Genomic DNA, 22,885 nt, shown 5'->3' with positions numbered 1-22,885 from the left:
ACCTCACCCGTCCGCGCGCAGCCCCACCCCGAACCCGTCCGCCGGATCCGCCACGGCCACAGCCAGCGTCGTATCGGACTGCCCGTAGTACGCGAACCACTTCCCGCGGAACTTCACGAGTCCTTCGACGAAGGTGACATTGGAGATCAGCCCGTGGGTGTCCTCGTAGGTCTGGGGGCGCAGCCAGGGCTCTTGCAGTCTGGCCATGACCGTGGTGGGCGCGGCGGGGTCGATGAGGATCTGGCCGCAGCGGTAGTCGACGTCCACGGTGCCGTCCTCGTGGACCTCGCGGGTGGCGCCGTTGGTGAGCATCAGCAGCAGGCCGTCGTCGGTGAGGACGGGGGAGGTGCCGATCTCCACCAGCGCCTCGTCGAAGGTGCCGGGGGTGGGGAGGTACATCGGAGAGTCGTCCGTGGTACCGGGGGTCCAGTGGATCAGATCGTCGCTGGTGGCCCAGTAGATCCCGCCCTCGCCGAAGTACATCCACCACGTCCCGTCGATCTGCTGCGGCACGATCACCGCCGGTCACACCACCTACCAGGCCGAGGAGAGGCCGCGCGCCACCGCCGTGTGGACCTACGCCGACCGCGCAGAGGACGGCACCTTCACCCGCATCGGCGGCGGAGATCTCGACGCCGCCACCGGCCACTGGTCCCAGGGCGCCTACAACGCCGACGACATCTCCCGCACCGCCATCGTGTTCCTGCGCGCCCACTCCGCATTCAGGGACAACGCCGATCTGGCGACCGCCCGGGAGCTGCTGCGCACCCTCACCTACCTCCAGGTCACCTCCGGGCAGAACGCCGGCAACGTGGTGCTGTGGATGCAGCCCGACGGCGCCCTGAACTGCAGCGCGATCCCCATCGAGCTGCCCGACCCCTCGGATTCCGACGAGTCCTACTGGCTGGCCCGCACCGTCTGGGCGCTCGGAGAGAGCATCGCCGTGTTCGCCGCGGTCGACCCTGACTTCACCGCGTTCCTGGTCGAGCGTCTGCACCTGGCGCTGACCGCGCTCGAGCGCGCCTCGCTGGGCAGATACGGGCAGTGGGATTCGGCCGACGGGGTCCCCGTGCCCGGCTGGGTGATCGCCGGTGGTGCCGACGCGACCGGCGAGGCCGTGCTCGGGCTCGCCGCAGCCCTCACGGTGCGACCCGACGACGAGCGCGTCGCCCAGGCCCTGGACCGCTACGCCGAGGGTATTGAGGCGATGCCCTCCGGCGCCGTGGGCGTCTGGCCCTTCGGTGCGATCATGCCGTGGACCGGCTCGCAGAGCCTCTGGCACGCCTGGGGCGGCCTCGCCCCGGCCGCGCTCGCCGTCGCCTCCGCGGTCACGGGCCGCGGGCTCGATGCTGCGGTGGCCGACGTGGGCGTGTTCACCCCGCAGCTGCTCACCTCCGGCGGCCCGTACAACGCCTGGTCACCCGTACCCGGGGAGTCGCAGATCGCCTACGGCGTCCAGAGCCGCATCGAGTCCCTGCTGCGCACGGCCGATGTCACCGGTGGCGAGGGCCTGCGGGAGCTGGCCGCACTCGTCGCCGGCTGGTTCTTCGGCGCGAACCCGGCGGGAGAGCCCGTCTACGATCCGGCCACCGGCGTGACCGTCGACGGGATCGAGCCCGACGGGCGCCTCAACCGCAACTCCGGCGCGGAGTCCACGATCCACGCCCTGCTGGCGATGATCGCGCTGGACCAGGACCGGGACCTCGCGCGGACCGCGCGGAGCCTCAACGGCACGCCCGAGGTGCACGGCATGCAGTGGCTCCCGGCCGAGTCGGCGCAGCTCAGCGGCGACGCCGCGGTCGTGACGCCGGAGAGCGCGTGGACGGGGGAGTCGAACTGGCGCGGATCCTCTGTGCTCGCCGGTGACGGCGGCACAGTGCGCTTCACGCTGGATGCCGAGGCGCTCGCCGCAGTCTCCGCCGGAAGCGCGACGGCGCATCCGCTGATCCACCGGCTCGCCGAGGACGCGGGTGTGGCGCACTGGAGTGCGATCGACGCGGCCGGAGCACGGACAGTGCTGGGCACGCTCGAGCTGGGCGGTGCCGGGGATCCGGGCGTGACCGAGTGGGACGGGGTGCTCAGGCCCGTGCGGCTCGACGTCCCGATCCCGGCGGGCGCTGTGGCCATCGAGGTCATCGCCGAGGGGAGGCTCGAGCTCGACGAGCTGATGCTGCTGCCGGCGGTGACCACAGTGGAGCTCGCGGTGGAGCGGGGAGATTCGCTGACGCTTCACGTGGTGTCGGCTGATGCGAAGCTGGCGCTCGTGCCGGGGCAGACGGGCAGTGCGTACCGGGCCGACGGAATGCGAGTGGGCCCTGCGAACCGCGGGGGCAGGAGCGTACCGGCAGGAGCCTTCGCGATCACCCGGCGGTGAGCGCGGCGACCGGCTGCACTTCCTCTTTCACAGTGCTGCGACCCTGGGGAGAGGAAGCCCGCGCCCTCGTCGTCCACATCGCATCTGTACTAGAACTAGTATTAGGCGTACCGTGGTCCCATGGCTGACGTGACGCGCACCGAGCTGAACCAGCAGACCGCCCGGGTCCTCGCGCGAGTGCAGGAGGGGGAGGAGGTCACCGTGACGGACCGTGGCCGCCAGATCGCCCGCATCACCAGGGTCGAGTCTGATCGGCGCTCCCGGCGCCTCGCCAGCGGTGCGCTGCGGCCCGCCACCGAGAGCGGGATACCGACGGTCGCCTCACCTATCCACGGCTGGAGCACCGAGCAGATGATCGAGGACATGCGCGGGGACCGCGCATGATCTACCTCGACACCTCGGCGGCCTACAAGCTCCTCAGCCGAGAACCGGGGGTGGTCGAGGTCGAGGCCCTCTTCGCGGGAACGACGGAGCTGCTCTCCTCGCGGCTGCTCGAGGTCGAGCTGCACGCGACAGTGGATCGCCGTGGCGGTTCTCATGCCGATGTCGACGCGATCCTCGCCCGGACCGGCCTCGACGCGGTCGACGACGAGGTGATCGACCACGCCCTCTCGCTCGGCTCAGGTCTGCGCGCCATGGACGCACTGCACCTCTCCACGGCCCTGCTCTACGGGGACGCGATGATCGGATTCGCGACCTTCGACCGTGAGCTCGCGCAGGCGGCGCAGCGGCTCGGGCTCGAGGTCGTGGCAGGGAGCAGGTGAAACAGGGTGCTCGGGCCGGGAGCGGGGCAAGGTGCACGGTGGACCCTGCCGCACGTCGGCTGAGAGGCGGGTCGGCCGCGGGTCCTCGCTGAGCGCTGCGCGACGACGCGATGCCCCGCCGCTCAGCGGTGGGGGTACTCGCTCTCGCGGCCCTGGAACTCGACGATCGCAGGATTCCTGATCACGCCGTCCTGGATCTCGATCGCATGATCGATGACGGACTCGGCGGCCCAGGCCGCGGGCCCTGCCATGACGGTCTCGACGAAGGGGAGCAGCGCGGAGCTGTTCTCCCAGCTCGCGGAGTTCCACAGGTACGAGGGGCTGTGGTCCACCGCGTAGTAGTGGATGTTGTTGTCCAGCTCGATCATCGGCGCCTTGAAGGTGGTGGGGCGCGCCCAGGCGAACCCCATCCCCTCATCGCAGGAGACGTCCACGATCAGGCTCCCGGGCCGGAACTTCGGCAGATCGCTCTCGCGCAGGTAGAGCAGCGGGGCGTTGGGATCCTGCAGGGTGCAGTTGACCACCACGTCGCTCTCGGCGAGGAACGGGGCCAGGGGCACCACCCCGTCGTCGGTGATGACCTCGCTCAGGTACGGGCCCTCCTCGTGACCGAACTGGACGATGTCCACCGAGTGGATCGGGGAGCCGACCGCCGCGACCGCACGATTGGTCAGCACCCGCACCTGGGAGATGCCGTGGGCGCTCAGCGCCGTGATCGCGCCCCGCGCCGTGGCGCCGAAGCCGATCACCGTGGCGGTGAGACGCCGTCCGTAGTTCCCCGTCGTGCCCCGCAGCTGCAGGGCGTGCAGCACCGAGCAGTAGCCCGCCAGCTCGTTGTTCGCGTGGAACACGTGCAGCGTGAAGGAGCCGTCGGGGCCCCAGTGGTTCATCGCCTCGAACGCGATCAGCGTGAGGCGCTTGTCGATCGCCAGCTGCGTGAGCTCACGGTCCTGCACGCAGTGCGGCCAGCCCCAGAGGATCTGTCCCTCGCGCATCGCGCGGATGTCCTCGTGCTGCGGCTTCGGCAGCACCAGCACGTCGGCCGCGGCGAACACCTCCTCGCGGGTGCCGACGCGACCCACCAGCGCAGCGATCTTCGCGTCGGACATCCCGAAGGGGAGCCCGTATCCCTCCTCGACCAGGATGCGGCGCCGCAGGTGCTCGGGAATGCGGTCCAGATGCGCGGGATGCACCGGCACCCGGCGCTCGTCCGGCTTGCGCGAGGCCCCGATCAGTCCGAGGGTGAGCGGGGCATCGGTGACCGATCCGCCATGGCCATTCTGGGAAGGCTGCACGTGTGTCCGTTTCCGGGCGCCTGGTGGCCCCTGGTTCACGACGATAGAGCATGGCTCCTCGGCTGCTTCGAGCAGGGGGGTCTCGCGCGGTCAGGCATCGCAGTTGTCCGGTCCGACCTGCGCAGGTGCCGTCAGGGGCACGCTGTCGCCCGACGCTGCAGTGCCAGCTCGGATCCGGCAGGCGTCGTGCCGTGACGTGGTGGACACCGGGCAGAACGTTCAGTAGGGTGCAGTCGGCACCAAATAGACAACGTTGTCAGAGCGTCCGTCACGACTGCGTCGTCCACGGCACCTGGACGCTACGACGCCATCCCGGCTACTCCCGATGGAGGGAACCGACTCATGCTCCACACCACAGCTCCGCCTCGCGCCCTGCGCCTCCTGTGCGCTGGCGCCGCTGCCACCTTGATCCTCGGGCTGGGCGCGGCGCCCAGCTTCTCCTAGGGCACGATCGGCTCCGAGCCGAACCGTCCGGGCTACCACTACACGCCCGAGCGGAACTGGATGAACGACCCCAACGGGATGGTGTTCCACGACGGTCTCTACCACCTGTATTACCAGTACAACCCCGAGGGGAGCGTTTGGGGGAATATGTCGTGGGGGCATGCGACCAGCCCCGATCTCATGACCTGGACCGAGCAGACCCTCGCGATCGGGCAGAGCTTCGATGATGACGGGAACAGCATCGAGGACATCTTCTCGGGGTCCGTGGTCGTGGATCACGGCAACACCAGCGGGCTCGGCACGGGCGACGAGGACCCGCTGATCGCGCTGTACACCAGTGCATATACGGGCAGCCATCCTGAGCATGCCGGGAAGCAGGCGCAGTCTCTCGCGTTCTCCACGGATGGAGGGTTCACCTGGGAGAAGTACGAGGGGAATCCCGTCGCTGATCGCGACTCGGGCAACTTCCGCGACCCGAAGGTGTTCTGGTACGAGGGGGCGACTCCGGCAGAGTCCCACTGGGTCATGGTGGCGGTCGAGGCGACCGACTACCAGGTCGTCGTCTACACCTCGGATGATCTCCTGAACTGGGAGTTCGCCTCCGACTTCGGGCCCGCCAATGCGGTCGGCGGCATCTGGGAGTGCCCGGACCTCTTCGAGCTCCCGGTGGACGGGAACCCCGAGGAGACCCGCTGGGTCATGATCGTGAACCTCAACCCCGGCTCCGTCGCCGGGGGCAGCGGCGGCCAGTACTTCGTGGGCGACTTCGATGGCACCACCTTCACTGCAGAGAACATCGTGGATGACATCCCTGCCCCGGACGGCGAGGTCCTCTGGGACTTCGAGAACGGGGACTTCTCCGGATGGGACGTTGCGAACGAAGAGGGTCAGGCCGAGAGCGGCCCCTTCGGGAGTGCGCCAGCAGAGGGGCCCGTCAGCGGCCAGCAGTCCGTGAACGGTGTCGAGGGTGGAGGCTTCGTCAACTCGTTCCACGGCGGCGACGGGCCGGTCGGCGCGATGGAATCCGAGCCGTTCACCATCGAGCGCGAACATCTCGGCTTCCTCGTCGGCGGAGGGAACAATCCGCATCGGGAGGGCACTCGGCCTGATAACGACCCGCCGGCGGGCACCGCGCTCTGGAACGGCTTCGAGGAGGCCGACGGCGCAGTCACCCTCGCGGACATGGGCTGGACCGGCAGCGGCGACCTCGCCGCCACAGGCAGCCCGTCCACCGCGGGCGGCGAGTACGCCCTCGGCGACAAGCGCATCAACACCTGGGAGGGCGGCCCCAAGGGCGACGACAACCTCGGGACGCTGACCTCTCCCGAATTCACGATCGACGGTGACTACCTGAACATGCTGGTGGGCGGGGGAGCGCGTACGGAGGCGTCCGACGAGACCCTCGAGGTGCAGCTCATGGTCGACGGCGAGGTGGTGCGGAGTCAGACCGGGCCCGAGGATGGCGCGCTGAACTGGCGCCACTGGGACCTCTCCGAGCTGCAGGGCCGCACCGCTCAGCTGCGCGTGGTCGACGAGGCCACGGGAGGCTGGGGCCACCTGACCCTCGACCACGTCGTCATGGGCGACGAGGCCGCACTGCCCCGGGGTGACGAGACCACGGTGAACCTCGTCGTCGACGGCGAGGTGGTCCGCACCGCCACCGGTTCCGACAGCGAGAACCTGGACTGGCACAACTGGGAGGTGGGTGAGTTCGAGGGCCAGCAGGCCTCGCTCCGCATCGTCGACAACAGCAGCGGCGGGTGGGGGCACATCCTCGTCGATCACTTCGTCGCCACGGACGCGCCGATCGCCTCCTCGTTGGAGAACTATCAGTGGATGGACTGGGGCAGCGACTACTACGCGACCGTCTCCTACTCCGATGCCCCTGACGGCAAGCGAATCACTCAGGGCTGGATGAACAACTGGCTCTACGCCGGTGACGTCCCCGTCTCTCCCTGGGTCTCCGCGATGACCTTGCCGCGTGAGGTGGGGCTGAGCCGCACCGACCACGGCATCGAGCTGGTTCATGCTCCGGTCCAGCAGGCCGAGGACTCGCTCGTGGAGGAATCGCGCCAGAGCGTCGCCGATGTCGCCGTGGCAGAGGGGACCGCTCCGCTCAGCGCCGACGGCGAGACGATCAGCGGGGACATGCTCCGCATCGATCTGCGTCTCGATCCGGGCTCGGCGACTCGCGCGGGGGTCGTGGTGAGTGCGTCCGACGGATTCACCGCCGATCCGGCCGCCAGCGCCGACGACGCGCAGGGAACCCTCGTGGGCTACGACGCCGAGCGCGGGAAGGCCTTCGTGGACCGGTCGCGCTCGGGCGAGGTCGACTTCCACAGCGCGTTCCCCGGCCAGGTCGAGGCGCCGGTCACGCTCGAGGACGACGGCACGGTCTCCTTCAGCATCTGGCTGGACCGCTCCTCCGTCGAGGTGTTCGCGCAGGACGGCACCAGGACGATGACCGAGCTGATCTTCCCCGGCGCGGACTCTCAGCAGGTGCTCGCCTTCGCCGAGGGCGGCGACGCGAAGATCGTCGACGCGACGGTGGCCCCGGTGGCGCAGACCATGTTCGGGGCAGGGGCGACCGACCCGACTGATCCCTCGGAGCCCACCGAGCCTGTGGAGCCCACCGACCCCGCAGCGCCGACGGCCCCAGCGGAGCCCACCGAGCCCACCGGGCCCGCGGAGCCCACCGAGCCGGTAGAGCCCACCGGGCCCTCCGACCACCCGGTGCCGCACGACGGTCCCGGCACGGGAGAGCCGTCCCAGGGCGGCGCTGCGTCGAGCTCCGAACCCCCGCAGGCGGGGGGAAGCCTGGCCTTGACCGGCGTCAACGCCGTCACTGGGGCGGTGGCGGCGCTCGCGCTGGTCGTCGCCGGCGCGGCGGCGGTGCTCATCGGAAGGTTCCGGCGCCGCGGGCTCTGACGAGAATGCTGTGCCCCGGGGCTGCATGACGGCCCCGGGGCTGCATAACGGCCCCGGGGCCTGGCCCGCCGGACGGCCCCGGGGCCTGACCCGCCTGCCGGCCCCGGGGCACGGCCCGCAGGTCGCTCATGGAGCTCGCAGGCCGCTCAGGGGGCGCAGAAGGAACGCCCGCAGGGGCACGAAAGTCCCGCCCGCCGGGGGCGCGGGGCCCGCCCGTCGGCCCCTGGATGCAGCCCGCGCGTCCCCGACCAGCGGGGCTGTGCGCGTTATGGGATCGTGATGTGCACGTGGCGTCCGGACCGGCCTGCTGGTCCTACACTGACAACGTTGTCTTTCCGGAGGGAGTCCGGAGGGAGGCAGCCGCGTTCCGCCGTCATCGGACGGCACGCCGCCGTACGGCGGCACTCAATGAGGAGTCGGAGGTAACGATGGGCGAAGCGCACGCAATCCTCGAGATGCGAAACATGACCAAGCTATTCCCGGGAGTCCGGGCGCTCGACGACGTGACGATGTCCGTGCGCCGGGGCGACATCCACGCGATCTGCGGGGAGAACGGCGCCGGGAAATCCACCCTCATGAAGGTGCTCTCCGGGGTGTACCCCCACGGCACCTACAGCGGGCAGATCATCTTCGAGGGCGAGGAGATGGCCTTCAAGGACATCAAGTCCTCGGAGGGCGCCGGCATCGTCATCATCCACCAGGAGCTCGCCCTCATCCCCGAGCTCTCCGTCACCGAGAACATCTTCCTCGGCAACGAGATCGTCGCCGGCGGGCTCATCGACCGGCGCGAGGCCCGGCGGCGCTGCCGCGACCTGCTCGCTCGCGTGGGCCTCGAGGTCGACCCGGACATGGCGGTGAAGTACCTGGGCGTGGGCCAGCAGCAGCTGGTCGAGATCGCCAAGGCGCTGTCGAAGAACGTCAAGCTGCTGATCCTCGACGAGCCCACCTCCGCGCTGAACGAGGACGATTCGGAGAACCTGCTCCTGCTGATGAAGGGTCTCAAGGGCCGCGGAATCACCTCGATCATGATCTCCCACAAGCTCAACGAGATCGCCGCGGTCTCCGACGCCGTCACCGTGATCCGCGACGGCCGCACCGTCGAGACCTACGCGGTCGAGGCGGGCCACGTCGACGAGGACCGCATCATCCGCGCGATGGTCGGCCGCTCGCTGGACAACCGCTACCCGGAGCACGAGCCCAACCTCGGCGGCGAGACCGTCATCGAGGTGAAGGGCTGGACCGTCGAGCACCCGAACGTGCCCGGCAAGCTCGTCTGCGATGACGAGAGCTTCGTCGCGCGCCGCGGGGAGATCGTGGGATTCGCCGGGCTCATGGGGGCTGGCCGCACCGAGCTCGCACGCTCCCTGTTCGGTCGCTCCTACGGCATCCACCGCTCCGGCCAGATCTACCTCCACGGCGAACCCGTCGAGCTGCACACCGTGCGCCAGGCCATCCGGCACCGCCTCGCCTACGTCTCCGAGGACCGCAAGCTGCTCGGGCTGAACCTCCTGGACAACATCAAGCAGACGATCGTCTCCGCGAACCTGCCGGCCGTGGTGCGGCGCGGGCTGATCGACGGCTCGAAGGAGCGGGCGGTCGCGGAGCGGTACCGCACGTCGCTCCGCATCAAGACCCCCGGCATCGACGTCGGCGTCGCCACCCTCTCGGGCGGCAACCAGCAGAAGGTCGTCCTGGCCAAGTGGCTCTTCCCCGAGCCTGACGTGCTGATCCTCGACGAGCCCACCCGCGGCATCGACGTGGGAGCGAAGTTCGAGATCTACAAGCTCATCCAGGACCTCGCCGACCAGGGCAAGACGATCATCGTCATCTCGTCCGAGCTGCCCGAGGTGCTGGGGATCTGCGATCGGATCTACACGATCTGCGAAGGGCGCATCACCGGTGAGGTGGATCGCGCCGACGCCGACCAGGAAACGCTCATGCGCATGATGACCACCACCGTCGGCTCCGCCGCCTGACCGACGCAGTAACGAGAGAGCACACTCATGAATGTTGTGAAGCAGATTTTCGGGACGGATTTCCGTCAGTTCACGATGGTCTTCGCCCTCGTGGCACTTCTCCTCGGGTTCCACATCGCCTCCGGCGGCAACATGCTGACGCCGGGGAACATGCAGAACCTCATCGCCGGCAACGCCTACGTGCTGATCCTGGCGATCGGCATGGTGATGGTCATCGTCATCGGCCACATCGACCTCTCCGTCGGCTCCGTGGCCGGCTTCGTCGGGATGTGCGTGGCGCTGTCCGCCCGCGACCTGAGCTTCCCCTGGTGGGCGGCGCTGCTCGCCGGCCTGGTCGTGGGCATCGCGATCGGCGCCTGGCACGGCTTCTGGCTCGCGAAGGTGGGCATCCCCGGATTCATCACCACCCTCGCGGGGATGATGATCTTCCGCGGCGGCGTGATCTGGATCAGCGGCTCCGTCAGCGTTCCTGTGCCGCCGGAGCTGAACGTGCTCGGCGCGGGTTACCTGCCCGAGTGGGGACCGGCCTTCACCAACCTCAACAACTCGACGCTGCTGCTGGGCATCCTCGCGATCGCCCTCTATGCCTGGAGCGAGATCAGCACCTTCCGCCAGCGCGTCGCCGACGGTGAGACCGGCCTGAACTTCACTGCCGTGATCATCCGCCTGGTGCTCGTCGGCGCGGTCCTCGGCTACGTCACGTACCTGTTCGGCAGCGGCCGTCCCGGCACCTCCTTCCCGGTGCCCGGGCTGATCCTGGTGGTCCTCGTGATCGTCTACCACGTCATCACCCAGCGCACCACGTTCGGTCGCCACATCTACGCCGTGGGCGGCAACAAGCAGGCCGCCGCGCTCTCCGGCGTGAGCGTCGCCAAGGTGCACTTCTTCGTCATGATGAACATGTCGTTCCTCGCGGCGCTCGCGGGCATCCTCTTCGTCGCCCGTGCGACCTCCGCCGGACCCACCGACGGCAACATGTGGGAGCTCGACGCGATCGCGGCCGTGTTCATCGGCGGGGCCGCGGTCTCCGGCGGGATCGGCACCGTGGCGGCGACCATGATCGGCGGGCTCGTCATGGCCACCTTGAACTCGGGACTGTTCCTGATGGGCGTGGGCCAGGACAAGACGCAGGTGATCAAGGGCCTCGTGCTCCTCGCCGCCGTCGCGTTCGACGTCTACAACAAGCAGCAGGGCCGCCCCTCGATCACCGGCCGGCTCTTCGGCGACCGGAAGACGTCGGAGAGCACCACCGACTCGACGCAGATCGCGCCGACCGCGCCGACCGCGCCGGGAACTGCCAAGAACTGACCCTTCGGCACCCGGGCACGCTCCAGCACCCGGGCACGCTCCCACAGTCGGGATCCTGCCCGCGGCGCCCGCCACTGAACCCACCTGACCCACTCAACCCACCCTGGAGCCCGATGGCGGGCCTCCACATCACCTGAGGAGAAATCATGAAGAGAAGGACTTTCACGCTCGGCGGCGCAGCCGCGGCCGGTGCACTGCTCCTGGCAGCCTGCGGCGAGGGCCGCGGCGGCGGCGAGACGGCCGGCGGTGAAGAAGCCGGCAGCGGCTTCCCCGCCGATGCCACCATCGGTGTGTCCCTGCCGTGGCTCGGGACGCAGAACTGGGCCGAGGCCCAGGCCATGTTCGAGGAGCAGCTCAAGAGCGCCGGCTTCACCCCGCTGATCCAGGCGGCGGACAACAAGGTGCCGCAGCAGCAGCAGCAGATCGAGGCGATGGTCCAGCAGGGCGCGAAGGCGATCGTCGTCGGCCCCATCGACGGCACCCAGCTGGGCAGCGCGCTGAAGGCGGCGAAGGACGCCGGCGTGCGGATCATCGGCTACGACCGTCTGATCGAGAACACCGACGCCGTCGACGGTGTGGTGCAGTTCGGCAGCATCCGCACCGGTGAGCTGCAGGGCCAGTCCCTCCTCGACGGCCTCGCCGAGCGCAAGGGCGAAGGCCCGTACAACATCGAGCTGTTCGGCGGCGGTCCCGCCGATCCGAATGCCCCGAACTTCTTCGAGGGCGCGATGTCGGTCCTCCAGCCGAAGATCGACGACGGCACGCTCGTGGTCGTCTCCGGGCAGACGGACTTCCAGCAGGTCGCGACCCAGGACTGGGACAACGGCAAGGCCCAGACCCGCATGGACTCGCTGCTCGCCGCGAACTACTCGGACAAGCCCGTCGACGGCGTGCTCTCCCCGAACGACGGCATCGCCCGCGCGATCATCACCTCGTGCAAGGGCGCCGGCCAGGACATCCCCGTGGTCGACGGCCTCGACGCCGAGACGGAGTCGATCAAGTCGATCTGGGCCGGCGAGCAGTACTCGACCGTGCACAAGCCGACGAAGGACCTCGTGGCCAAGACCGTCGAGATCATCGCCGCTTTCCAGAAGGGTGAGGAGGCGCCGGCGGCCGAGGAGTCGGAGAACAACGGCGTGATCGACGTGCCGATCTATGCACTGGATCCGATCGTCGTGACCGAGGCGAACGCGGAAGAGATCTTCGCAGACGATCCCGACCGTCTCGCGCTCCTCGAAGGCTGAGACAGGACACGCTGGTGGCCCCGGGACTCGCAGCCTCGGGGCCACCACCCCTTGCTGCGGATCGGAAGAGACGGCATGACGAAGAAGCGCGCCACCATGAAGGACGTCGCGGCACGTGCCGGGGTGGGCTTCAAGACCGTCTCCCGGGTGGTCAACGACGAAGCCGGGGTCTCCGACCAGACGGCGGCGAAGGTCCGCAGAGCCGCCGCTGAACTGAACTACCGGCGCGATATGACTGCCGGGAACCTCCGCCGTGCCGCGGGGCGCACGGACAGCATCGGCCTCCTCGTCGCGAGCGTCGACAACGAGTTCGACGCGAAGCTGCACCGCGCCGTCGAGGACGCCGCCCAGGAGCGCCGCGTCAGCGTGTTCTCCTCGAGCACCGACGAGGACGCCGATCGTGAGCGCCAGCGCGCCGTCACGCTCCTGGCACGGAGGGTCGACGGGCTCGTGCTCATGCCCTCGAGCGGCGACCTCTCCTACCTGCGGCACGAGCTCGACCTCGGCACACCGGTGATCGCCGTGGACCGCCCGCCGAAGGGCATCTCCATCGACACGCTCATGGTCGACAACGAGATCGGAGCCCGCGATTCCGTCACGCACCTGATCGAGCACGGGCACCGGCGGGTCGTGGTCCTGGCGCATCTGGCGACCCTGGTGACGTCCGCGCAGCGGATCGCCGGTGCGCGCAGCGCCTGGGCCGACGCCGGCCTCCCTGCGGACTCCCTGCAGGTGGTCGACGGGATATCCACCGCTGAGGACACAGCCCGCATCCTGGATGCCCTGCTGGAGGGGGATGACCCGCCGACTGCGGTGTTCGCCGCGCGCAACGCGATCGCTGTCGGCGTGGTGCGGGCGCTCCAGCGCCGCGGCCAGCAGCACGAGATCGCGCTGATCGGCTTCGACGACTTCGAGCACGCGGATCTGCTGGATCCCGCGGTGACCGTCGTCCGCCAGGATCCGGCTCGGCTCGGTGAGCTTGCGACGGAGCGGCTGTTCGCACGCCTGGACGACCATTCCCTCCCGGTGGAGCAGCTGGTCGTCAAGACCCACCTGATCCGGAGACGGTCCTGCGGTTGCGACGCCTGAGCATGGGCGACTCGACTACGGCCTGAGCCGGATCAGGATCAGTTCGAGCGCGGAACGCGCAGCCTGCGCAGATCCACCTTGTCGCCCACGAATGGGACGTGCTCCTGCGCCAGCAGCGAAGGAGCCGTGCCGTCGTGACACGCGGCGGGTGTTCCGTCGGCGCGGACGACTCTCCACCAGGGGATCTCCTCGGAGATGCGGGCGACGATCTGTCCCACCTGGCGGGGGTGCAGGCCGGTCTCCACGGCGATGTCCCCGTAGGTCATCACGCGTCCGGGCGGGATCTCGACCGCGGTCGCACGGACCGCATCCTCGGAGCTCTGCATGGTGCCGTCCTTCCAGGGAGGATCCAGCGGGGTGAGGCAGCACGGTGGCTGCCCTGCACCGCACGATAGTCGGCCGCGAGTAGCATCGGGATGCTGACCCGAGGCAAAGGAGCATCCGCACATGCACGCACCGCAGAACCACCGATCGGCGGGGGCCGTCGAGGCCTTCACCGAGATCATGGGACGGAAGCACGTGCTCACCTCAGCGCGTGCCACGGCCCGCTACACCACCGGGGATCGCTTCGGCGCGGGCGAAGTGCTCGCCGTGCTGCGACCGGGGTCGCTGGTGGACATGTGGCGCGCCCTGCAGGTGTGCGTCGACCATGACCTGATCGTCATCACCCAGGCCGCGAACACCGGACTCACCGGGGGCTCCGGTCCCGGTGACCAGGACTACGACCGCGACATCGTCATCCTCTCCACGCTGCGGATCGACCAGATCCACCTGCTCCACGACGCCCGCGAGGCGATCTGCCTGGCCGGCTCCACCCTCTTCGCCCTCGAGGAGATGCTCGCCCCGCACGGCCGCGAACCCCACTCGGTGATCGGCTCGAGCTCGATCGGGGCGAGCGTCGTGGGCGGCATCGCGAACAACTCCGGCGGCAGTCAGATCCGCAAGGGCCCCGCCTACACCGAGCAGGCGATCTTCGCGCGGGTCGACGAGCACGGGCAGATCCAGCTCGTGAACCACCTGGGCATCGACCTCGGCACCGATCCCACGCACATCCTCGACCGGCTGCAGCGCGGCGAGTGGGAGGCTGCCGACGTCACGCCGCCCCCGCCCGACTCCACCGGCACCGCCTACGCCGAGCACGTGCGCCAGCTCGCGGACACCCCGGCCCGCTTCAACGCGGATCCGACGTTCCTCCACGAGGCCTCCGGCAACGCCGGCAAGCTCATGGTGTTCGCCGTGCGCACCCGTACCTTCCCGCTCGAGAAGGACAAGGCGACCTTCTACATCGGCACCGACGATCCCGCGTACCTCGAGGCTCTGCGCCGCGCCTTCCTCGCCGCGGACGGTCCGCTGCCGATCTCGGGGGAGTACATGAGCGCGCACGCCTTCAATCTGGCCGTGACCTATGGGAAGGACACGTACGTCTCCCTCAAGCACGCCGGCTCCCGCACCCTGGTGCGCATGTTCGCCCTGAAGGGCTGGGCGAACGGCGTGTTCGCGAAGGTGCCGGGCCTGGGGTCGTCGGTCGCCGATGCGATCTCCCAGAAGCTCTTCTCGCTGGTGCCGGAGAAGATCCCGGCGCGGCTCGTCCAGTACCGCGACCGCTTCGAGCATCATCTGCTGCTGGTGGTCAGCGGCAACCAGAAGGCGGCGACCGAGCAGCTGCTCACCGAGTTCTTCGCCGCTCCCGAGCATGAGGGCGGGTTCTTCGAGTGCGACGCCGGCGAGGCCGAGAGCGCCACGCTGATCCGCTTCGGCGTGGCCAGCGCCGCCAGTCGCTTCTTCGTCATGCACCGCGCGGAGGCCTCGGCCATGGTCACCTTCGACGTCGCGCTGCGCCGGGATGACCAGGACTGGCTCGAGGTGCTGCCCCCGGAGATCGCGGATCAGCTGCTCGAGAGCGTCTACTTCGGGCACTTCTTCTGCCACGTGCTGCACCAGGACCACGTGGCCAGGAAGGGCGTGGACCCGGTGGCGCTGAAGAAGACGATGACGGCGCTGCTCGAGAGCCGCGGCGCCGCCGTGCCGGCCGAGCACAACTTCGGGCGCATCTACCCGGCGCCCGAACCGATGATCGAGCACTTCCAGCAGCTCGACCCGCTGAACATGTTCAACGCCGGGGTGGGGGAGTCGTCGCCGCGGAAGCGGTGGGCGTGAGGGTGGCGACCGGCCGGTGAGCGTTCAACACAGGGTGAGCTTGATCCAGCGGGTTCAGCCAGCACGACGCTGCGCCGCCGGATCAGGACTAGTTCGAGCGCGGAGTGCGCAGTCTGCGCAGGTCCACCTTGTCGCCCACGAACGGGACGTGCTCCTGCGCCAGCAGCGAAGGAGCTGTGCCGCCGTGACACGCGGCGGGTGTTCCGTCGGCGCGGACGACGCGCCACCAGGGGATCTCCTCGGCGATTCGGGCGACGATCTGTCCCACCTGGCGTGGGTGCAGGCCGGTCTCCACGGCGATGTCTCCGTAGGTCATCACGTTGCCGGATGGGATCTCGGCCGCGGTCGCACGGACCGCATCCTCGGGACTCTGCATGGCGTCGTCCTTCCAGGGCGGATTCAGCGGACGAGGCAGCACCAGGACTGCCCTGCCCCGCACGATAGTCGGCCGCAGTGACGGGCCTCGCCTGGCCCCAAAGATCGACGACGCATTCGAGGCGTTCAGCAAGGCGGTCTTCGAGGAAGGCGCCCTCCCGGGGAAGACGAAACAGCTCATCGCGGTGGCCGTCGCCCACGAGCCTATGCGCACTCCACGCTCGCCCTGGACGCGTTGGCCGGGCACGAGCACCCGGAGTGATCTGGACTCCGGGTATCGGAGATGAGCGGAGGGAGGCGGCTGGAGGTGCCTGAGCCCAGACCCCGTGGGGTGTTCGCGGGCCTCGCGACCCTGGATGTCATCCATCGGGTGGACTCGCAGCCCGGCCCATCACCGAGGAGCTTGCGGGCGTCGGCGTGGTGGTCAGCGACATCGGCCCGGAGCTGCGCGAGAAGCCCGGTGCCCACGCCGGCGGCGCGGCGGAGGCCATCCTGCGAGGTGACGTCGAGGATCTGCTCGACAAGCCCACGCTGGTCACCCGCATGGCCCTGATCCCGGCCGGGTCGAAGGAGCAGGGCCAGCTGTGACCGGGAGAGCGTGCGGGCGCGGCGACCCCGTTGGCTTGCGATCCGATCAGACCCCGCCACGCGTCGACATCCGGCTCTAGGGTGGCCCTCGGAGGGACCGCCTTGACCCGTCGGTGACGCGATGCCGGCGTCGACGGGAAGTGGTGCGACCCCGTGCCGGAAACGACCAGGGGGAGGACGTCGACGATGGCGACGATCAAGGTGAAGTCGGGGATGTTCGGGAAGACCCTGGGCGAGGCGCTGCACCTCGCGAAGCCGGGGGACAAGATCCAGCTCGCCCCGGGGGAGTACGTGATCGAGACGATCCCGATCTACCACCTGACCTTCCAGGGCGTCGGCAGCGACCCGTCGGAGGTGGTGCTCCAGACCCGTGTCGATGTCACCGGGAACGCGGCGTTCCGCGACCTCACCCTGCGCGCGCCGCACTTCTCGAACGCCGTGCACATGCCGAAGCCGGGTGCGCGGGCCACGCTCGATCGCTGCATCATCGTCGGCGATCCGGCCGGCAAGTACCCGGCGCTCTACTGCAAGAGCGGCCTGCTCAGCCTGCGAGAGTGCGAGGTGCGCGGCGCTCCCGGAGCGCAGACCATCACCCTGCAGACGGGGTCCACGTTCACGGCGGAGCAGTCCACGCTCGGGCACGTCTGGGCCACCGCCAGCACTGCGACGCTCTCCCACACGGCGGCCAGCTCGATCATCGCGTCGAGCCGCTCCCGGATCGATGCGGACGTTCTCAAGGTGGCGCCCGGGCCGGGCAAGCGCTCCCTGGTGCTCGAGGGCGAGACGGTGTGCCGGATCGGCAGGCTCGACGCACCTCGTGGGGAGTGGGAGGCGCTGTGCGAGGAGAGCTCGCTGGAGATCGGCGAGGCGATCCTGCCGGCAGGGGAGGAGTACCTCGTCATCGCCAAGGGCGCCGGGCTCGTGCGCAGCGACAGCCCCTCGGTGCGGATCCATGACCCCGATGCCCCTCCCGTCCCCAAGGAGGTCCACTGGCCGCTTTCGGCCGCCCGAGCCTTCATGCGGGAGATCCAGCCGAAGGTCAAGGCCGGCGACACGATCGTGCTCGATCCGGGCGAGTACTACCTCGACGATGTCGGCGCCATGCTGTCGATCCGCATGCATCTGCGCGGCAGCGGCTCCGACCGGACGGTGCTGCACGGCTGCCTCGCCACCTACGAGGATGCCGAGGCCTCGATCTCCGGCCTCACGCTGCGGGCCCGTGCGACCTCGAACGCGGTCCAGGCCGCGCAGGGGAGCACCCTCACCCTCGAGGATGTCCTCCTCGAACCCTCCGACGGGACCGAACTGGCTGCCGTCTACCTGGGCAGGGGTGCCTCCGCCACGTTCACCGGCTGCACCGTGGCGGCGGCGTCCGATCAGCAGCGCGGGGTGGTCGACGTCGACGGCGCGGATCTCGTGGCCGATGACAGCGCGCTCGGTTGGTTGCGCGTCGTCGGCGGTGGCACCGCGCGGCTCACGAACTGCGATGCCCTGATGGTCCTGGCCGGCAGCGGTGCGGATGTCACCGGCGACGTGACGCTCCACGACAACGAGGACGAGAAGCGCCAGGTGGTCGCGCTCGGCGGCGCCACCGTCCATCTGGGGAGGGTCGATGCCGAGTTCGAGCAGCTCGAGATGTACTCCAGCGCCGCCGAGCTGCGCATCGACGAGCTCCGCACACCGCCGGGAGCGAGCACCTATGTGGTGCGCGAGGACGGCGGGGAGGCCACGGTCACCGGCCGCGGTGTCGAATACCTCGATGACGAACCCGCCGCCGCGGCCCCGCAGGGCAGCGTCACCACGGCCGCGCCCCAGGCCGCGGCCTCCGTCGAGACGGCGGAGGCCGCCGCGGGGGAGGGGGCGCTCGAACCTGCCGGGCCGGCACCCGCCTCCGTCGGCGCGGGGGACCCCGTCCCGGCCGACGCCGACAGCGGCGAGACCGACGCGGCGCCGCCGGACGCGCTCGCCGAGATCCTGGCACTCACCGGCCTGGAGACGGTGAAGGAGCAGATTCAGGGCTTCACCCAGATGGTCCGGTTCAACCAGATCCGGGCGCAGAGCGGACTGCGCACCACGGGGATGAGCATGCACTCCCTGTTCCTGGGCAATCCGGGGACCGGGAAGACCACCGTCGCCCGCTTGCTGGGCCGGGTGCTGCACGAGTCAGGGGCGATCAGCTCCGACACTTTCGTGGAGGTGGGGCGGCGTGACCTGGTCAGCGACCGGATCGGCGCCTCGGCGAAGAAGACGGTGGACGTGCTCGAATCCGCCCGCGGCGGCGTGCTGTTCATCGACGAGGCCTACTCGCTGTACCAGGAGAAGAACAACGAGTTCGCCCAGGAGGCGGTCGATGCGCTGATCACCTTCATGGAGAACAATCGCGACGGCGTGGTGGTGATTTTCGCTGGATATGCGGATCGGATGCAGGACTTCCTGCGGATGAACCCCGGCCTGCAGTCCCGTGTCCCCAACCGGTTCGACTTCGAGGACTACTCGCCGCGGCAGATCGCGGAGATCGGGTACCGCGACCTGCTCTCCAACGACTACGTGGTCGATGAGGAGCGTTACCGCCGCACCGTCACCGCGCTCTACGGGCGCAGCACCGATCGCAGCAACGGTCGCTGGGTGCGGAACCTCAACGAGAGCCTGGTCAAGGAGATGGTGCGCCGCGTGATGGCCGCGCCGAGCTCCGCGGTGGAGGACCTCACTCACATCCGCGACGAGGACCTCGCCGCGATCGGTGGCGGCAGCAGCGAGCACAAGGAGCGCACCGTGGAGGCGCTGCTGGAGGAGCTCGACCAGATGGTGGGCCTCGCCCCGGTGAAGACCTGGGTGCGCAGCCTCGTCAACCGGGTCGCGCTGGACCGGCAGCGCCTCGAGCTCGACGGCGACACCCAGCGGCCCAGCTACCACATGGTGTTCTCCGGCAACCCGGGCACCGGCAAGACGACGGTCGCCCGGCTCATCGCGCAGCTGTTCCACAACCTCGGGGTCCTCTCCACCCCGCAAGTCAAGGTGGTGGAGCGCAGCAGCCTGGTGGGCTCGTGGATCGGGCACACCGAGCAGCGCACCGCCGCCGCCGTGGACGAGGCGATGGGCGGGGTGCTGTTCGTGGACGAGGCGTACCAGCTCACCGTCGAGGCCACACCGAACGACTTCGGCAAGCTCGCCGTCGAGACCCTCATGACCCGGCTGGAGAGCGACCGCGACCGATTCGTGGCGATCTTCGCCGGATACACCGAGCCGATGGACGAGTTCCTCGCCGCGAACCCGGGACTGCGCTCACGCATCCCGCTGGTCATCGAGTTCCCCGACTTCTCCCCGCAGGAGGTGGCGCGCATCGTCTCGGCGACCCTCGCCCCGCGCTGGGAGTTCGACGGCGATCTGCTCGAGGAGGCCGCGGCCGAGGCGTACCAAAACCTTCCCGAGCACGATCGCTCCAACGGCCGCTGGGCCCGGAACTTCGCCGAGAGGATCGAGGCGCTGCACAGCGACCACGTCGCCGCGCGCGGCCTGACAGGGGAGGCGGTGCGGCGGATCGATCCCGAGGTGATCCGGACGGCTGCGGGGCGGGGGCAGTAGTCACCGCGGTCCACTGAGCTTCACGGGTGCCAAAGTGGAGGGATTCGGTCGATCTACGACGAGCACCCACAGGCGCTCGCCCGGGCCGACGAGCCGCAGCGGCGCCGATCATCTCGGGTCCGCGCCACAGCTCAGTCGGAGGCAGCAGTGAGCCGGTGCGTCATCACGGCGAGGGTGCGCCGGCTCAGGACGCGACCGGCAAGGGCGGCGAGACGGTTCTGGCGGCCATCGATCGTGCTCGGCCCGGGTGAGCGGTGCTCGAGATGCGCCATGGCGGTCGCGACCAAATCCTCGGCCGTGCGCATCGAGGCGCCCGCCGTCGCGTCGTCCGTGCCGACGACGGCGTTGAACTCCGTGCTGGTGGCGCCGGGGGAGAGCGCGAAGACGGTCGCTCCGGTGTGGCGGGTCTCCGCCCACAACGCCTCTGTCCAGCTCAGCACGAAAGCCTTCGCCCCGCCGTAGACGGCCATGCGAGGCGTCGGCGCGTAGGCGGCCATGCTGGCGACGTTGATGAGGAACCCCTCCGCCGCGATGATGTCGGGCAGGAAAGCGCGGCTGAGCTGCACCGGAGCGGTGATGTCCACCGCGATCATCTCGTTTAGGCGCGCGGGGTCGTCGTGGAGGAACTCGCCGAAGCTGCCGAATCCGGCGTTGTTGATCAGCGAGGTGACCGCGACTCCGGCGGCATCGAGCGCGCTGCGGAGCTCGGTCACTGCGTCGGGGGAGGCGAGGTCCAGCGGCACGACCGTGACAGCTGCGCCGTGCTCCGCCCGCAGCGTGCCGGCGAGCTGTTCGAGGCGGTCGCGTCGTCGCGCGATGAGGACCAGACCCGCGCCGCGCCCGGCGAGGGCATGCGCGAAGGCGGCGCCGATCCCCGAGCTCGCCCCGGTGACGGCGACGGTGTGGTTCTGCAGGTTCCGGTGCGACGGCATCGTGCCTCCTCCGGCGACAGCGGGTGCGCGAACGATATGAGGCACGCTATGTCTAGGTGGCACTGAGTGTCAACGGGGCACGGAGGATACGATGCGGGCATGAAGGACGACAGATTGTGGACGCGGGCGCGGCGAGCCGCCCATGCCGAGATCGCGCGGACGGCGATGGGGCTGTTCCTGCAGCAGGGGTTCGAGAACACCACGATCGATCAGATCGTTGCCGCCGCAGGCATCTCGAGACGCTCCTTCTTCCGGTACTTCGGGACGAAGGAAGATGTGGTTCTGGGGGACCTCGCCGGGGAAGGCGCGAAGGTGCAGGAGGCACTCGAGGCGGTCCCTCTGGACGTGCCGCCCTGGGAGGCGATCGAGGAGGCTTTCTGGCGGGTCGCCGAGCAGGCTCCGGGCGATGAGGCCATGAGGAAGGAAGCGGAGATGCTGTACGGGACGCCGTCGCTCCGTGCCCGCAGCATCGAGAAGCACCTCCAGTGGCAGGAGCTCATGGTGCCGAACATCCAGCGCCGGCTCGAGGCGGGCGGCGGCGACGCACGGCCGCCCGCTGCTGACGCCATCGTCGCCAGTGCCATCGCCTGTCTTGACGTCGCGGGGCAGGCGTGGATCCGGGAGCCCGGGAGCGATCTGCGCGAGCTCTACCGTCGGGCCGCGCGAGCAGCGGGGGCGTAGGACCCGCCCGGCGGCGCCGGCAGCAGGGCGGGCCCGCCGAGAGCCCGACGGCGGGCCCCGACGCGCACACGCCGCCCCCGGTCAGGCTCGCCCGCCGAGCCCCACCACGTGCTCGGGCAGGCGCTCGTTGCTGCCGTACATGAAATGGTTCGCCATGTTCTCGGAGAACCGGCTGGCTTCCGGGGTGCGGCCCACGGCCTCGGCGACTTCGCGGATGTGGATCGGGGCGGCGCCGCAGCACACGCCCAGGTAGTTCACGCCCAGTGCGTAGGCCTCCTCGGCGAAGGCCCGGATCTCGTAGCGATTGGCGAGCAGGGGGTCCAGGGCCGTGGGGAAGGTGCGTCCGTGCGGGGAGGGCACGGTCGCTGCGGCGTCCGAGAGGTTGAAGAACGTCGGCTCCGCCTCCGTCGTCCGGTAGGGGATCGGCAGCGCGCCCACGTGACAGGAGACCGCCTCGCGGATCTGCCGCAGCCACGGCATCAGGGTCGCCGGGCCCCGGAAGCAGTTCAGCCCGACGACGTCGGCCCCGCCCTGCTCCAGGCGTTGGGCGGTCTCGACGATCCCTGCCCCGTCGGCCATCTCCTGGAATGCCATCGGCGCGAGCGTGAGCACCACGGGCAGTCCGGAGGCCTTCGCCACCTCGAGAGCCGCGAGCGCCTCGCCGGCGTAGTAGAAGGTCTCGCCGATGATGAGGTCCGCGCCCTCCTCGACGGCCCAGCCGACCATCTCCTCGAACATGCCGCGTACCTCGGACTGCCGGGCGGGGTCCGCCGGGTCCCAGATGTTCGAGTTCGAGATGTTGCCGGCCATCAGGTTCCCGGGCACCGCGTCGGCGACCTCACGGGCGATGCGCAGCGCGGAGCGGTTCAGCGGCTCCAGCAGCTCCTCCTTGCCGATCACTCGCATCTTCTCGCGGTGGCCGTTGTAGGTGAACGCCTCGACGATGTCGGAGCCGGCGCGCTGGAAGTCCACGTGCAGGGACCGCAGGGCCTCCGGATGCTCGAGGGCTACCTCGGGGACGAATTCTCCGGCGGTCAGGTAGCCGCGGCGCTCGAGCTCGAACAGGAAGCCCTCCGCGCAGATGACGGGGCCGGCGTCGAGGCGCTCGGTGAGGAGGTTCTGGGGCATGGTCGTACTCCGTGGTCGGT

18 protein-coding genes are annotated in these 22,885 nt (G+C 69.7%); 12 read left to right on the top strand and 6 right to left on the bottom strand.

What is annotated here, in order from left to right; all coding sequences use genetic code 11:
* Positions 1 to 3: 3 nt before the first annotated feature.
* Entirely contained in the window at positions 4 to 519 is a 516-nt protein-coding gene (locus ACTH43_RS12545) for a hypothetical protein (RefSeq protein ID WP_441445236.1), read from the bottom strand.
* A gap of 49 nt (positions 520 to 568) precedes the next feature.
* On the opposite strand from ACTH43_RS12545, the gene ACTH43_RS12540 reads away from it, so the two are divergent.
* The 3 genes from ACTH43_RS12540 (at position 569) to ACTH43_RS12530 (ending at position 3,138) form a co-directional block, all read left to right on the top strand.
* Positions 569 to 2,374, top strand: a complete 1,806-nt coding sequence (locus ACTH43_RS12540; protein ID WP_441445235.1) for a hypothetical protein — start codon at positions 569 to 571, stop codon at positions 2,372 to 2,374.
* Positions 2,375 to 2,494: 120 nt separating this feature from the next.
* Positions 2,495 to 2,758 (top strand): type II toxin-antitoxin system Phd/YefM family antitoxin, encoded by a 264-nt coding sequence (locus ACTH43_RS12535; RefSeq protein WP_299305800.1) that lies wholly within the window; start codon positions 2,495 to 2,497, stop codon positions 2,756 to 2,758.
* Positions 2,755 to 3,138 carry a type II toxin-antitoxin system VapC family toxin gene (locus ACTH43_RS12530; protein ID WP_441445234.1) on the top strand — a complete coding sequence of 128 codons (384 nt, stop codon included), beginning with the start codon at positions 2,755 to 2,757 and terminating at the stop codon, positions 3,136 to 3,138. The genes ACTH43_RS12535 and ACTH43_RS12530 overlap by 4 nt, the downstream gene beginning before the upstream one ends.
* Positions 3,139 to 3,260: 122 nt before the next feature.
* Here the strand turns inward: ACTH43_RS12530 and ACTH43_RS12525 are convergent, their stop codons facing one another.
* Positions 3,261 to 4,433: a N(5)-(carboxyethyl)ornithine synthase gene (locus ACTH43_RS12525; RefSeq protein ID WP_441445233.1), complete on the bottom strand. Its 1,173-nt coding sequence runs from the start codon at positions 4,431 to 4,433 to the stop codon at positions 3,261 to 3,263.
* Positions 4,434 to 4,883: 450 nt separating this feature from the next.
* Between ACTH43_RS12525 and ACTH43_RS12520 the strand changes: the two genes are divergently transcribed.
* From ACTH43_RS12520 to ACTH43_RS12500, 5 genes are all read left to right on the top strand, one after another.
* Positions 4,884 to 7,805 (top strand): GH32 C-terminal domain-containing protein, encoded by a 2,922-nt coding sequence (locus ACTH43_RS12520; protein WP_441445246.1) that lies wholly within the window; start codon positions 4,884 to 4,886, stop codon positions 7,803 to 7,805.
* A gap of 428 nt (positions 7,806 to 8,233) precedes the next feature.
* Complete coding sequence (gene mmsA / locus ACTH43_RS12515) at positions 8,234 to 9,781, top strand: multiple monosaccharide ABC transporter ATP-binding protein (protein ID WP_441445232.1); 1,548 nt, start codon at positions 8,234 to 8,236, stop codon at positions 9,779 to 9,781.
* Positions 9,782 to 9,808: 27 nt separating this feature from the next.
* Positions 9,809 to 11,089 (top strand): sugar ABC transporter permease, encoded by a 1,281-nt coding sequence (locus tag ACTH43_RS12510; protein ID WP_441445231.1) that lies wholly within the window; start codon positions 9,809 to 9,811, stop codon positions 11,087 to 11,089.
* Positions 11,090 to 11,235: 146 nt separating this feature from the next.
* A complete protein-coding gene (locus tag ACTH43_RS12505; RefSeq protein WP_441445230.1) occupies positions 11,236 to 12,333 on the top strand; it encodes a substrate-binding domain-containing protein in 1,098 nt (365 codons plus the stop codon).
* A gap of 75 nt (positions 12,334 to 12,408) precedes the next feature.
* Positions 12,409 to 13,422, top strand: a complete 1,014-nt coding sequence (locus ACTH43_RS12500; protein ID WP_441445229.1) for a LacI family DNA-binding transcriptional regulator — start codon at positions 12,409 to 12,411, stop codon at positions 13,420 to 13,422.
* Positions 13,423 to 13,460: 38 nt separating this feature from the next.
* Here ACTH43_RS12500 and ACTH43_RS12495 read toward each other — a convergent pair whose 3' ends face one another.
* Positions 13,461 to 13,748 carry an MGMT family protein gene (locus ACTH43_RS12495; protein WP_441445228.1) on the bottom strand — a complete coding sequence of 96 codons (288 nt, stop codon included), beginning with the start codon at positions 13,746 to 13,748 and terminating at the stop codon, positions 13,461 to 13,463.
* Between the two features lie 121 nt (positions 13,749 to 13,869).
* Between ACTH43_RS12495 and dld the strand changes: the two genes are divergently transcribed.
* Entirely contained in the window at positions 13,870 to 15,579 is a 1,710-nt protein-coding gene (gene dld / locus ACTH43_RS12490) for a D-lactate dehydrogenase (RefSeq protein WP_441445227.1), read from the top strand.
* An 88-nt stretch (positions 15,580 to 15,667) separates the two neighbouring features.
* Here dld and ACTH43_RS12485 read toward each other — a convergent pair whose 3' ends face one another.
* Positions 15,668 to 15,955, bottom strand: a complete 288-nt coding sequence (locus ACTH43_RS12485) for an MGMT family protein (protein ID WP_441445226.1) — start codon at positions 15,953 to 15,955, stop codon at positions 15,668 to 15,670.
* Positions 15,956 to 16,371: 416 nt separating this feature from the next.
* On the opposite strand from ACTH43_RS12485, the gene ACTH43_RS12480 reads away from it, so the two are divergent.
* A complete protein-coding gene (locus tag ACTH43_RS12480; protein ID WP_441445225.1) occupies positions 16,372 to 16,542 on the top strand; it encodes a hypothetical protein in 171 nt (56 codons plus the stop codon).
* A gap of 186 nt (positions 16,543 to 16,728) precedes the next feature.
* Positions 16,729 to 20,124, top strand: coding sequence for an AAA family ATPase (locus ACTH43_RS12475; RefSeq protein ID WP_441445224.1), 3,396 nt, complete (start codon positions 16,729 to 16,731; stop codon positions 20,122 to 20,124).
* A 131-nt stretch (positions 20,125 to 20,255) separates the two neighbouring features.
* Here the strand turns inward: ACTH43_RS12475 and ACTH43_RS12470 are convergent, their stop codons facing one another.
* Complete coding sequence (locus tag ACTH43_RS12470; RefSeq protein ID WP_441445223.1) at positions 20,256 to 21,056, bottom strand: SDR family NAD(P)-dependent oxidoreductase; 801 nt, start codon at positions 21,054 to 21,056, stop codon at positions 20,256 to 20,258.
* A 99-nt stretch (positions 21,057 to 21,155) separates the two neighbouring features.
* On the opposite strand from ACTH43_RS12470, the gene ACTH43_RS12465 reads away from it, so the two are divergent.
* Positions 21,156 to 21,737, top strand: a complete 582-nt coding sequence (locus tag ACTH43_RS12465; RefSeq protein ID WP_441445222.1) for a TetR/AcrR family transcriptional regulator — start codon at positions 21,156 to 21,158, stop codon at positions 21,735 to 21,737.
* 81 nt (positions 21,738 to 21,818) lie between these two features.
* On the opposite strand, the gene ACTH43_RS12460 is transcribed toward ACTH43_RS12465, so the two are convergent.
* Positions 21,819 to 22,865, bottom strand: a complete 1,047-nt coding sequence (locus ACTH43_RS12460; protein ID WP_441445221.1) for a homocysteine S-methyltransferase family protein — start codon at positions 22,863 to 22,865, stop codon at positions 21,819 to 21,821.
* Between the last annotated feature and the right edge of the window lie 20 nt (positions 22,866 to 22,885).

The sequence above is a fragment of the Brachybacterium sp. genome (assembly GCF_052095815.1).
In the GTDB taxonomy this organism is placed as follows: domain Bacteria; phylum Actinomycetota; class Actinomycetes; order Actinomycetales; family Dermabacteraceae; genus Brachybacterium.
This window is presented reverse-complemented; position numbering and strand designations above follow the sequence as displayed.

Excerpts from the sequence above, each read along its gene's own strand:
- ACTH43_RS12535 (WP_299305800.1), top strand. The coding sequence starts at position 2,495 with ATGGCTGACGTGACGCGCACCGAGCTGAACCAGCAGACCGCCCGGGTC.
- ACTH43_RS12530 (WP_441445234.1), top strand. The coding sequence starts at position 2,755 with ATGATCTACCTCGACACCTCGGCGGCCTACAAGCTCCTCAGCCGAGAA.
- mmsA (WP_441445232.1), top strand. The coding sequence starts at position 8,234 with ATGGGCGAAGCGCACGCAATCCTCGAGATGCGAAACATGACCAAGCTA.
- ACTH43_RS12510 (WP_441445231.1), top strand. The coding sequence starts at position 9,809 with ATGAATGTTGTGAAGCAGATTTTCGGGACGGATTTCCGTCAGTTCACG.
- ACTH43_RS12505 (WP_441445230.1), top strand. The coding sequence starts at position 11,236 with ATGAAGAGAAGGACTTTCACGCTCGGCGGCGCAGCCGCGGCCGGTGCA.
- ACTH43_RS12500 (WP_441445229.1), top strand. The coding sequence starts at position 12,409 with ATGACGAAGAAGCGCGCCACCATGAAGGACGTCGCGGCACGTGCCGGG.
- ACTH43_RS12495 (WP_441445228.1), bottom strand. The coding sequence starts at position 13,748 with ATGCAGAGCTCCGAGGATGCGGTCCGTGCGACCGCGGTCGAGATCCCG.
- dld (WP_441445227.1), top strand. The coding sequence starts at position 13,870 with ATGCACGCACCGCAGAACCACCGATCGGCGGGGGCCGTCGAGGCCTTC.
- ACTH43_RS12485 (WP_441445226.1), bottom strand. The coding sequence starts at position 15,955 with ATGCAGAGTCCCGAGGATGCGGTCCGTGCGACCGCGGCCGAGATCCCA.
- ACTH43_RS12475 (WP_441445224.1), top strand. The coding sequence starts at position 16,729 with ATGGCGACGATCAAGGTGAAGTCGGGGATGTTCGGGAAGACCCTGGGC.
- ACTH43_RS12470 (WP_441445223.1), bottom strand. The coding sequence starts at position 21,056 with ATGCCGTCGCACCGGAACCTGCAGAACCACACCGTCGCCGTCACCGGG.
- ACTH43_RS12465 (WP_441445222.1), top strand. The coding sequence starts at position 21,156 with ATGAAGGACGACAGATTGTGGACGCGGGCGCGGCGAGCCGCCCATGCC.
- ACTH43_RS12460 (WP_441445221.1), bottom strand. The coding sequence starts at position 22,865 with ATGCCCCAGAACCTCCTCACCGAGCGCCTCGACGCCGGCCCCGTCATC.